Here is an 11,422-nt window from a genome sequence, read left to right as displayed (position 1 = left end):
TGAATAGCCGCAATGGGCTACCCTCATAACTCCAGATCATGATCAAAGGAGAGACAATGAAAAGGCTGGCCCTGTACCTCGTACTTCCCCTCGCTCTTGCCGGATGCAACGCCAATAACACCCCGCCGCAGACGCCGATTCCCGGTGAAAAAACCTCGGGTAAATTACAGACGCTGGAGAGCGGCGCAGCGGTGATGCAGTCCCGCCCGCCGATCGACGCCATCAGCACCTATCTCGACGGTTTCCACTTCTACAGCGGTAACCAGAAGGGGCAGATGGAGGCGCACCACTATGTCACGGTGTTAAATGAGGATGTGATGCAGGCGGTGATCTACGACGGCAATACCCGCGATGCGCGCCTGATGGGTGTCGAGTACATCATCAGCGAACGGCTGTTCAAAACCCTGCCAGCGGAGGAGAAAAAGCTCTGGCACAGCCATCGCTATGAGGTGAAATCCGGCGGCCTGGTCGCGCCGGGTCTACCTGCGGTGGCAGATAAAGCGCTGATGAGCAAAATCGTCAACACCTACGGCAAAACCTTCCACACCTGGCACACGGATCGCGATAAAACCCTGCCGCTTGGCACACCGGCGCTGATGATGGGCTTTACCGCTGACGGGCAGCTCAACCCGGCGCTGCTGGTAGACCGCGATCGCCGCTTCGATATCAATACCGAAGCGATTAAAGCCGAGCGCGCCGATCTACCGGCCAACCCTGTCGCCAAAGGGGCAGATGCCTGGGAGCAGGGGAAAGCGGTACAGCTTCGCGTCGTCCCGGTCTCTGCAGGGGCAGCCCATTCTCACTGACTTTTCGGGAGGTCACGATGATCGTCCATCACCTTAACTGCGGGTGCATGTGCCCGCTTGGCGGCGCGCTGTATGACGGCTTCAGCAAAGGGCTGCATGCGCACCTGGTCTGCCACTGTCTGCTGATCGAGACCGACCGCGACGGGCTGGTGCTGGTCGATACCGGTTTTGGCCGCGAGGATATGCAGGCCCCACAGCGCCGTCTGTCGGGTTTCTTTCGCCTGATGAATAACATCCAGCGCCGGGATGAGCTGACCGCACTGTCGCGCATTCAGGCGCTCGGCTTTAAGGCGGAAGATGTCCGCCATATCGTGCTGACCCATCTCGACTTTGATCATGCTGGCGGCCTGACCGATTTCCCCCATGCGCAGGTACACCTGATGCAGCAGGAGATCGACACCGCCCAGCAGCGCCACAACTGGCTTCAGCGCGAGCGCTACCGGCCAGGGCAGTGGAGCGCGCGCTCCGGCTGGCACGGTTACGCACCGCAGGGCGAAAGGTGGTTTGGTTTCGAGGCGGTGACGGCGCTGCATGGCCTGCCGCCGGAGATCCTGCTGGTCCCCCTTGCCGGGCACACGCCGGGACATGCGGGTGTGGCGATCCAGCGCCCGGAAGGGTGGCTGCTGCACGGCGGGGATGCGTGGTTCTATCGTGAAGAGATGGGGCGTCCTGAACGCCACTGCACGCCGGGGCTGCGTTTTTACCAGTGGATGATGGGAATGGACAATCAGGCGCGCCGCGTTAACCAGCAGCGCCTGCGGGAACTCTCCTGCAACCATAAAGCGGATCTGACGCTCTTTTGCAGCCACGATGCGCTTGAGCTGCGTGCATTGCAGCAGGGCCGGGCATAAAAAAACACACCCCGCAGGGGGTGTGTTTGTTAACCGTAAGCTGAATTACTTTTTCGACTTCGGTTCGCCGGTTCCCAGTTCAAAACCGGTAATCGGTTCAACGGACGGGTCAGACATGGTGCGGTCGCTCATCGCTTTCACCATCGCCAGCTGTTCCGGCGTCAGCTGTACCGTGATCAGACCATCACCGCCATCAACGGCCGGCTGCGGATTGGCAACATACTCAAAGTTCTCGTCGCTGTTCCAGCTACCGCGCGGATCATCGCCTTCCGACATGTTGTAGTAGACGTTGCTGTACTGCTCAATCGGCGGCAGTTTGCCCGGCGGGAAGTTGTTGCGAATCGAGTAGAGCGCTTTTTCAAACGACATCATATGCGCCACTTCACGGGTCATCAGGAAGCCGAGTGCATCTTTCACACCCGGATCGTCGGTAAGGTTGATCAGGCGCTCGTAGATGATCTTTGCGCGCGCTTCGGCGGCAATGTTAGAGCGCAGATCGGCTGTCACTTCACCGATGGTGTCGATATAGGACGCCGTCCACGGTTTACCCGCTGAGTTGGTCAGCGCCGGGCCACCACCGTAGAGCAGGGAGGTGACATGGCTGTCGTTACCGCTCTGCGTCAGGGAACGATAGAGTTCCGCTTCGCTCTCGGTGCCTTCCGCCAGCGCACCTTTCGCGCCTTTGTTCAGCATACCGACCAGCGAGCCGATAATTTCGAGGTGGCTGAGTTCTTCGGTCGCGATATCCATCAGCATCTCTTTACGCCCGGCATCATCATCACCCAGACCCTGAGTGAAGTAGCGGCACGCCGCGGCCAGTTCGCCCTGCGGTCCGCCAAACTGCTCAAGCAGCAGATTGGCAAGACCCGGGTTTGGCTCGCTAACGCGAACCGTATATTGCAGTTGTTTTACGTGACGAAACATTGCTTGCCTCCTGAATTCTAATAATTATTTTTTCGCTTCTACGCCATCCGCATCGCTGCGTAACAGGAATTGAGCGGTAACGTCCGGAATATGATTCAGCGCCCATTCCGCCATTGCGACTTCTTCGGCAAGAATGCGTTTGAAAATATCTACGCTGGCGACATCGCCGGCTTTTTCCGCTGCGGTGATAAGGGAGGTGTAACAGGCAATCTCAAATTGCTCGAAGACGTAGCTGCTGATTGAACCTTTAACAACTTCATCCGGTGCAAACATGCCGCCGAAAGCCTGGCCCATGGCAGCCATTTTGCTGGTGGCATCTTTCATTACCGAACGATTAATATTATTGCGATCCATAACTTCTTCAAGTAATTGGATCTGACCCTGCGTTTCGGTTAAATGCTGGGCAATACGGGAACGCAGATCCGGGTAGTTATCGATACGCTCGCTCATGGACTTCAGCATCGACTCAGCCTGTTTTTCCATCGCATGGGCATCACGTAACCAGTCATGATAATTTTCTTGAGGTGTCATAATGTAATCCTTCTCTTCGTCGTTTTCGCGTAAGGGGAATTGTGTGCCAGCGTTTCGCTGTAGCACAGAAATATATTTTTGCGGTGATGATTTTTCGAATAACGAACCGGGAATGATTCGCCTTAGTCGTTAATTGAAATATGTGCAAGTCATCAGCTAATAATAATTTCCCTATGATCTAAAAACTCATCTCATTATTAAGCGAAGTTTTTTCGCACCCACAAATAAAACTAGCTGGAACTGCTCTTTAGTCAAATTACGCAGCGAAAAAACCCTTATTTCGCCGAGTTTGAGAACAATCTCAAAGCGGGTTATGCTTGAGCAGCGCAAATAAGCGAAGCGGCAGAGAATAGATGAATGACGAAATTGAACAGTACGGTATTTGACGCGTTTCGCTGCCTGAATTTACTGGCGACCGGCAACCGCGCGTTTGGCATTCGTGAGATTGGGCGTGAACTGGCGCTGGACTCAGCGAAAGTGACGCGCCTGATGCAAACCTTACTCGCATTAGAGATGGTGCAGCAGGATGCGAAGCGCAAATATCGCCTCGGTATGGGCATCCACCGCCTCTCCGCCAGCGCGATCCATCACTCCGCTTTTTATACCGCCGCGCTGGAGATGCTGGAGGAGACCGGTAGCCATAACGTCTCGATTGTGATTGGCGTGCTCAGCGGCAACCAGGTGGTCTACCTGCTGCATACGCGCGGTGGCAAAAGCATCGCCCGCGCGATTGGCAATTATGAGTCCTGGCCGGTGCGCGACTCGGTGATTGGCATCAAGCTGCTCGCCACCCTCAGCGATGAGGAGATCATCAACCGTATCGGCATCCACGATTACCATCTTTTGCAGCAGGATATTGAGCAGGCGCGCCAGCACCAGGTGTTTGGCAAGGCGTGGGCGCCGGGGGATTACCGGCTGGCCTGCATCATTCCGGGTATGCAGGCGGCGATTGCGCTCTCCAACATCGGTGGCGACAAGGTGAATATCGACACCCTGCGCCAGTTTCTCATCTCCGCCGCGCGCAAGATCAGCGGCGAATCACTCCCCCCGGTGTAATAACTGCTGGCAGCGCTGCGCAGTCACCGCCGCCGTCTGCCCCGGTTTATAGAGCGATGAGCCAATTCCAACGCTGTCGTAATGGGCGAGATAAGCCGCCGCATTACTGACATCGACGCCGCCAACGGCAGAGAAGGGCACTGCCTTCGAGAGCGGGCCTTTGATCATCTGCGGAAAGTTGAGCGGCAGCGCTGAAGCAGGGAAGATCTTCAGTACATCCACCCCCAGTTCGCAGGCGCGAAAAATTTCACTGCTGCTGAACACCCCGGCGCAGACGCGCAGCCCCTGCTGCTGTGCTGCCTCAACCACGCGGGCGTCGAGGTTTGGCGTCAGGATAAACTGCGCCCCGGCCGCGCGGCACGCCGTCACCTGCTGCGCAGTCAACACGGTGCCTGCCCCGAGCGTGATGGCGTCGCCAAACACCGAGGCCACGCGCGCAAGGCTGCTCTCCCACAGCGGCGAGTTGGTAGTGATCTCAATGGTAGTAATGCCGTGATCGCGCAGGCAGGCCACCTGTTCGATGCACTCGGCGGGCGCGATCCCGCGCAGGATGGCGACAATTTGCTCAGGCTTCATCACGGAACACCTCATTCAGCCCGGCGATCAGCGCCTGCTCCGCCTCAAGGGTGGTGAAGGGGAGATCGAGCGCCTCGCAGGCGAGGGCATAGCGCGGCAGCAACGCGCGGCTGCCAATAAAGCAGACCGCCTCATGGCGCGGGTGGCCCTGCAGGATCTCATGGGCAATGAGTAAACCCGACAGCCATGCGCCTGCTGCGGCCGGGTCAAGATCGCCGAGAATATAGTGCCCGCGACAGCGAAACAGCTCGCTCACCAGCGTCGTCTCGCCGGACTCAACCTGCCGGGCGGTGCTCACACCGCGCAGAAACGCCTCATCTGATGCCGACTGCTCTGGCAGCCCTTTGCCGACAATCGAGTGGTTGAGCACCAGGCTCCACAATTCGCCGGTCATCAGGGTGCGCAGGCTCTCCACCTGCTGCTGCGCGCGGTTGACCGTCAGCCATTTACTGTGGGTGCCGACGGCGGCGAAGGTCTGGCTGGTGGTCAGGGTTAGCGCACCGGCAAGCTGCATCTCCTCCCCGCGGCAGATCTCCATCACCCGCCGGTCGCAAATACCAGGACGCAGCGTGACAGAGTTGGGCAGAATGCCCGGCAGCGCGCGCCCCTTTGCCGTCAGTTGGGCAAAACTGAGCGGCAGCGCCAGATAGCCCGCGTCCGCGAGGCCAATATTGCTGCCGACCATGCCGCATAACAGCACCGGCAGCGTCTCATCCCATCCCTCTTCGAGGCGCAACAGCTGTTCGCGCAGAATATCCGGCAGCGCCTCACGCGCGCATTTGCCCACCCCGCACCCGGCTTCAACGCTGCGATACACCTCGCCGTTACGCACGCTGAGGGCGCGGAAATTGCTGCTGCCCCAGTCCACCGCGATGTAGTTCATCGGCTCGCCTCCAGCACCGCCAGCGGCAGGGCACGGGTCAGATCGCGCAGTTCATCACGCGTTGCCTCATCAAGCCCTTTTGCCGGTTCACGCACTACATCGGTGGCGAAAATGCCCGCCTGATGCAGCACGGTTTTGTGGATGGCAACACCCAGCCCCGGCTGCACGCCGTAGCGCAGGAAGGGGAGGTAGCGGTAGAAAATGGCCTGCGCTTCCTGTTTGTCGTGCTGCCAGGCGTGAAGGATGGCGTTAATCACCTCCGGGAATTCGCAGGCGGGCATGGTGCCGATAATGCCCCGGCGCAGCTCCTCATAGAGAAATCCGCCATTCAGGCCACCAAACAGCCCGACGCGATCGCCGAGCGCCTGCTTAAGCGCGCTGATCTTCAGCGTGGTCGGCGGTTGCTCCACCTTGATGTATTTGATGGAGGGAAAATCCTCGCACAGCTTCACCAGCGTCGGCACCGGGATGTTCACGCCGGTCATCAGCGGCGCATCCTGCACCATGATGTCAATGTCACAGGCGGAGCAGATATCGCGCCAGAAGTTGTAGATCTCCTGCGGGCCGGGTTTCACCACTGACGGCGGGTTGACCATCGCCACCTGCGCCCCCCAGCGCTGCACGCGCTGAATATCTTCAATCGCCACCACTGCCGAGGCACCGCCTGCGGCAGCAATAAGGGGCAACGCGCCGGTCAGACGTTTCACACAGGCAAACAGCGCCTCTTTTTCCCCGGTCGTTAGCGCATAACCTTCCGACGCATTGCCAAACAGCGCCAGCCCGTCGATCCCCTGGGCCAGCAGAAATTTCACTAACTTCTCGATGGAGCCAAAGTCCACCGCACCATGCTCATCAAACGCCGTCGCCAGAATTGGCACATTACCCTTTAACATGTGACCCCCATTACCGATTCGCGCACCCGCGCTTCATTAATTGCAATTCCCAGACCTGCCCCCTGCGGCAGCGTGTAGTGACCCGCTTCGCACACCAGCGGCGTATCGAGCAACTGGTTGGCAAGCTCAAACACCGGCGGCTGATACTCAAGCATGAAGAGATTCGGCAGCGCGGCGGCGACGTGGATCGACGCGGCAATGCAGGGCCCGAGGCCGACGCTCAGGTGCGGCGCGACCTGCAAATTCCAGGTCTGCGCAAGGGAGGCGATATGCATCAGCTCGGTAATGCCGGTGCGCCCGACATCCGGCTGCACAATGTCCATCGCCCGCTGTTCAATAAACGGCTTGAACTGGTAGCGGGTACGCTCGGTTTCGCCCAGCGCAATCGGCAGCGGGCTTTTTGCCCGCAATTCGCGATGCCCGGCGATATCCTCCGGCAGCAGCGGCGCTTCAAGAAAGCCGACGCCGAGAGGATGCAGCGCGTTGGCCAGTTCTGCCGCCTGCGCCACGCTGTAGTTCCAGTGGGCATCAAGAAAGAGGCTGGCTTGCGGGCCGAGGGCGTCACGAATGGCACGCACATTCTCAATGTCCTGCTGCACACCGTAGCCAAGCGCCAGCTTGATGGCGTTGAAGCCTTTCTGCTGCCAGCGCAACGCCAGCGCGCAGCGCGCCGGAAGATCCGGCTCCGGCAGGCCGGAGACATAGCAGGGGATCTGCTCGCGGAATGCGCCGCCGAGCAGCTGGTAAACCGGCTGGTTGAGGATCTGGCCTTTCAGATCCCACAGCGCGATATCCACCGCCGCCAGCGCGTCAATGTGATACCCGGTGATATGGCCGCGATCGCGCATTGCGTCATACATCCGCGCATTGAGCACCTGGCTGGCAAAGGGCGACTGGCCGGTTAACAGCGGCGCAAAGAGCTGCGTAATTAACTCGGCAATCACCTGCGGCACGACGGGGGCGAGGGCTTCGCCCCAGCCGACGTGGCCGCTGGCGGTGGTGATTTTGACCAGGCAGGTCTCCATCTTGCGCGAATAGACGCAGCGGTACTCCGGGCGGTAGTAGTAATCGCTGTCGCTCGCCTTGACCTCGCCGCCGAGGTAGGCCTGCGGCGTGGTGATTTTGAGCGGAAAACAGTCGATACGGCTGATCTTCATGACAACTCCAGGTCAGGTTAATCGAGAACTTTGCCGGCGGTCTCTTTGGCGATCCACACGACAATAAAAGAGATAAGCGCAGTGCCCATCACGTACCACGCCGGGGAGAGCGGGTCGCCGGTCAGGGTGATAAGCCCCGCCGAGGCGAACGGCGTTACGCCGCCAAATACTGCAACCGTGAGGTTATAGGCGATGGCGATGCTGCCGTAGCGGATGGCGGTCGGGAACAGCTCAACCATCGCCGCACCGCAGCCGCCGTTAAACATGGCGACAAACACGCCGAGCAGGCTCATGGCGGCAATCGAGGCGCCTACCGATCCCTGGCTCATCAGCAGCATCGCCGGCCAAGTGAACAGAATGAAACCGCCGCAGCCCATTAACATTAGCGGGCGTCGGCCCCAGCGATCCGACAGATAGCCGGTCAGCGGCATACAGATCGCCACGCTCAGCAGCCCTAAGGTGGTGATGAGGTAGGAGTCGGTGCGGCTGTAGTGCAGGTGGGTGGAGAGATAACCCGGCATAAAGGATTGCAGCACCCAGCTGCTTACCGCTTTCACCACCACAAAGCCGGTGCAAAACAGCAGGGCGGTCATTGAGGTGGAGAGGGTTTTACGCAGCGGTGAGGCTTCGATTTTGCCGCTGGCTTTCAGCTTATGGAACTCGGCAGAGTCTTCCATATTGCGGCGCATATAGAGCCCACCGAGGCCAAGCGGGGCGGCGAGCAGGAAGGGGATGCGCCAGCCCCAGTCGTTCATCGTTGCTTCGCCGAGGGTATGGGTGAGCAGCAGCACCAGCCCGGAGCCGCAGACAAAGGCCATAAAGCTGAAGTTTTCGCTCCAGCAAGTGAGCGTCGCGCGACGGTGCGGCGGCGCGCTCTCGGCGAGATAGGTGATAACACCAGAGCTTTCACCCCCGGCGGCGAAGCCCTGCACCAGGCGGGTGAGCACCAGCAGTATCGGCGCGATGATCCCGGCCTGTTGAAAGGTGGGCAAGATGCCCATCACAAAGGTGGAGATGGAGGTGATAACGATCACCGTCACCAGCACTTTGCGCCGCCCCTGGCGGTCGCCCATTGAACCGAAGAAGAGGCCGCCGAGCGGGCGCATTAAGAAGCCGGAGCCGAAGACGGCGAAGGATTTCAGCAGGCCGATCGCCGGATCATCGCTGACAAAGAAGTTGCTGGCGATGATCGCCGCCAGCGTGCCGTAAAGGCCGAAGTCGAACCATTCGATAAAGTGCCCGACGCCCGCCGAAAGCATAATTTTGGCGGTGCGACGGGCGGGCACTTTCTGCTCTGTGCCGTCGTAGGGCTGTGAGGTGGTGTGCTCCATTGAGCCTCCCGTAGTGAGTAGGGTATCTGCGTTGTTGTTATCGTGCAGGGAGTGTTGGGGATCGAAAGCGTGCAGGCGAGCGGCGTGTTGTGTTGCGTGAGGCTTATCAAAGATTGTGCGGGGAAAGTGCTTCATATAGTGAAGCAATGGGGTTCAGCACATGAGCCGGTGCATAGGCTTTTGTAGGCCGGATAAGGCGAAGCCGCCATCCGGCAATGGGCCTGGTATGTGGCATTGGTGGAAGGGTTCCGTTCACCAGGCGCTGGGGAGTTTCATTAACCACTTATGCGGTGAACGGGACAAAGGGAGCGGCCGCGCTCCCCTTGTCAATCCCCGCGGCCCCGCGAGGAAATCGGTGCTGCGCACTGCGCTCACCTCCCGCGCGCCTGACTGCGGCCGGCTCGACTCGACTTACTCGTCCCATCCATGGGACTCGCCCCTTCGGGGCCAGCGCAAGCGCTGTTCAAAATTGCTCCCGGCAATTTTGTCCCTGGCTCGGTTCGCCTCTGTCCGCCATCCATGGCGTCCAGACCTTGCCATTCCCGCTTCGGTTCGCCGATTTCAGCGGGGACACAACCCCCTCGCTGTCATATTGCAGATAAAAACAAAGTCAGTGTCGCTGTAGGCTCGTTTTTGTAGGCCGGATAAGGCGCAGCCGCCATCCGGCAATCAATTCCGGGGATGTGATGCGGGTTGTCGCGTTTTTGTAGGCCGGATAAGGCGCAGCCGCCATCCGGCAATGGTGCGGCGGAGAAAATGCCTGATGGCGCTTCGCTTATCAGGCCTACGCGGTTTCAGAAGCTCTTCGTGCTGCATTATTCTGTTTATGCTCTTTTCTCGCGCCTAACCGCTGTTTAAATAATTTTATTTACCTTTGGTGTTCGTATAAATATCGCCCGTCTATTTATTGGCAGAGATTAACCCTGTCGCCCCTCTTCGCGCTTAAAAAAAAAGATGCAAACAGCAGCATTGTTTATATATTTAGTGCCAGTTAAAGCGCGAATTAGCACCACTAAAATTAATAGCGCAACCGCAGGCCGCAGGTCATCGCCGTTTCATTCACCTGTACCCTCATAAACAGTACCGCCAATAAAAACACATTCATCACCCTACGCGTGGCAGAAGAGCCTCTCCTGCTGGTGGGGAGTATTCGTTTATTGCGTAAATCACGGATTTAACCATGAAGCATTATGATGATTTGCAGAGATTCAGGGAGAAGAGCGGCAAACAGCATCACGCCTTCAAAGACCTCTCTACCCAATCCCTTGCCGCCGACCAGGGTAACTGGGCGATCCTCAACCAGCTCGCGCCCGCCGATGAAAATGCCGGGCTGGCGCTGGGCGGGCATGTGGCCTCTTCTGTTCCACAACCTGTTGATATCGAGCGCTTCGCTGCAGAAGCACAAATGATGCCCCCGCCAATCCGCGACACCGCCATCGCCAGCCCACCCGAAAGCGCGCCAGCACAGCGCCCGGCTGCGCCGCCGCAGCGTGACGTCAGCATTCATTATGAGCAGCTGTTTGCCGCGAAACCCGCGCAGACCAAACCGCGCAGCCAGAAGAACCAGCCTCTACAACCGTTGCTAGAAAGGATTGCCGCATGCCGCTGATTTGTGTCTGCTCGCCGAAAGGCGGGACAGGGAAAACGACCCTCGCGGCGAACCTCGCCTATGCGCTGGCCCGCAACGGCAGCAAAGTGCTGGCGCTCGATTTCGACGTGCAAAACAGCCTGCGCCTGCACTTCGGCGTGCCGCTCTCCGACACACGCGGCTATGTCGCCCGCGCTGCGGATGCCTCCGACTGGAGCCAGTTTGTCCTCACCGCTGGCTGCAATATTTTTGTCCTGCCCTATGGCGACGCCACCGACGCGCAGCGCCGCGACTTTGAAGAGCGCCTCACCCATGACGAACACTTCCTCACCCGTGGGCTGAACACGCTGCTTAACTACCCGGGGCTGATTATTGTCGCCGACTTCCCGACAGGCCCCTCGGCGGCGTTAACCGCCCTGTCGCGCCAGGCGGATCTGCACCTTATTCCGTTGCTGGCGGATAGCGCCTCGCTCTCACTGCTGCCGCAGATTGAAAACCACCGCCTCACCGGAGATGTGCTGAACCAGAAAGCGGGCCACTTTGTGGTGCTCAACCAGAGCGATAATCGCCGCCAGATCAGCCGTGATGTCACCGCATTTATGGAGCAGCGCCTCGGCAACCAGTTGCTCGGCGTGCTGCACCGCGACGAAAGCGTGGTGGAAGCCAACGCTTCACAGCAGTCGGTGTTCGACTTCAGCCCGGCTTCGGCTGCGGCATTTGATATTGAGCTTATCGCCAAACGCGCCGCTGGCATGCTGGGCGTCAACATCGGCGACGGCACGCTGCACAGCTCGCCGCGCATGTCGGGGCTTTAAGCGTCAGGACA

The 11,422-nt window shown here is 59.1% G+C and carries 12 protein-coding genes; 5 read left to right on the top strand and 7 right to left on the bottom strand.

Translation table 11 applies throughout. The annotated features are described in order from the left end of the window. The first annotated feature begins 56 nt into the window (after window positions 1-56). A complete protein-coding gene (locus SOM48_RS01125; RefSeq protein WP_320511255.1) occupies window positions 57-806 on the top strand; it encodes an OBAP family protein in 750 nt (249 codons plus the stop codon). A 17-nt stretch (window positions 807-823) separates the two neighbouring features. Next, window positions 824-1,657 carry an MBL fold metallo-hydrolase gene (locus SOM48_RS01120; protein WP_320511254.1) on the top strand — a complete coding sequence of 278 codons (834 nt, stop codon included), beginning with the start codon at window positions 824-826 and terminating at the stop codon, window positions 1,655-1,657. A 45-nt stretch (window positions 1,658-1,702) separates the two neighbouring features. Here the strand turns inward: SOM48_RS01120 and SOM48_RS01115 are convergent, their stop codons facing one another. Next, window positions 1,703-2,581 (bottom strand): manganese catalase family protein, encoded by an 879-nt coding sequence (locus tag SOM48_RS01115; protein ID WP_023479276.1) that lies wholly within the window; start codon window positions 2,579-2,581, stop codon window positions 1,703-1,705. A gap of 24 nt (window positions 2,582-2,605) precedes the next feature. Further along, complete coding sequence (locus tag SOM48_RS01110) at window positions 2,606-3,112, bottom strand: ferritin-like domain-containing protein (RefSeq protein WP_023479263.1); 507 nt, start codon at window positions 3,110-3,112, stop codon at window positions 2,606-2,608. Window positions 3,113-3,469: 357 nt separating this feature from the next. Between SOM48_RS01110 and SOM48_RS01105 the strand changes: the two genes are divergently transcribed. Continuing rightward, a complete protein-coding gene (locus SOM48_RS01105) occupies window positions 3,470-4,168 on the top strand; it encodes a helix-turn-helix domain-containing protein (RefSeq protein ID WP_094419701.1) in 699 nt (232 codons plus the stop codon). Here the strand turns inward: SOM48_RS01105 and SOM48_RS01100 are convergent. The 5 genes from SOM48_RS01100 to SOM48_RS01080 are packed head-to-tail and all read right to left on the bottom strand — an operon-like array spanning window position 4,151 to window position 9,008. Next, window positions 4,151-4,744 (bottom strand): beta/alpha barrel domain-containing protein, encoded by a 594-nt coding sequence (locus SOM48_RS01100; RefSeq protein WP_312478755.1) that lies wholly within the window; start codon window positions 4,742-4,744, stop codon window positions 4,151-4,153. The genes SOM48_RS01105 and SOM48_RS01100 overlap by 18 nt on opposite strands. Beyond that, on the bottom strand, window positions 4,734-5,627 hold the full coding sequence (locus SOM48_RS01095; RefSeq protein ID WP_320511253.1) for a 2-dehydro-3-deoxygalactonokinase: 894 nt from the start codon (window positions 5,625-5,627) through the stop codon (window positions 4,734-4,736). The genes SOM48_RS01100 and SOM48_RS01095 overlap by 11 nt, the downstream gene beginning before the upstream one ends. Then, entirely contained in the window at window positions 5,624-6,520 is an 897-nt protein-coding gene (locus tag SOM48_RS01090) for a dihydrodipicolinate synthase family protein (RefSeq protein ID WP_042712278.1), read from the bottom strand. Before SOM48_RS01090 ends, SOM48_RS01095 begins: the two co-directional genes overlap by 4 nt. Continuing rightward, window positions 6,514-7,677: a mandelate racemase/muconate lactonizing enzyme family protein gene (locus tag SOM48_RS01085; protein ID WP_320511252.1), complete on the bottom strand. Its 1,164-nt coding sequence runs from the start codon at window positions 7,675-7,677 to the stop codon at window positions 6,514-6,516. The genes SOM48_RS01090 and SOM48_RS01085 overlap by 7 nt, the downstream gene beginning before the upstream one ends. A 17-nt stretch (window positions 7,678-7,694) precedes the next feature. Further along, window positions 7,695-9,008 (bottom strand): MFS transporter, encoded by a 1,314-nt coding sequence (locus tag SOM48_RS01080; RefSeq protein WP_076769971.1) that lies wholly within the window; start codon window positions 9,006-9,008, stop codon window positions 7,695-7,697. A gap of 1,180 nt (window positions 9,009-10,188) precedes the next feature. Here SOM48_RS01080 and bcsO point away from each other — a divergent pair. Beyond that, entirely contained in the window at window positions 10,189-10,617 is a 429-nt protein-coding gene (bcsO, locus tag SOM48_RS01075) for a cellulose biosynthesis protein BcsO (protein WP_320511251.1), read from the top strand. Next, entirely contained in the window at window positions 10,608-11,411 is an 804-nt protein-coding gene (bcsQ, locus tag SOM48_RS01070; protein ID WP_320511250.1) for a cellulose biosynthesis protein BcsQ, read from the top strand. Before bcsO ends, bcsQ begins: the two co-directional genes overlap by 10 nt. The last annotated feature ends 11 nt before the right edge of the window (window positions 11,412-11,422 follow it).

It is taken from the genome of Kosakonia sp. CFBP8986 (assembly GCF_034044935.1).
In the GTDB taxonomy this organism is placed as follows: domain Bacteria; phylum Pseudomonadota; class Gammaproteobacteria; order Enterobacterales; family Enterobacteriaceae; genus Kosakonia; species Kosakonia cowanii.
Note: the sequence above shows the minus strand (reverse complement) of the source record. Positions and strands in the feature narration are given on the sequence as shown.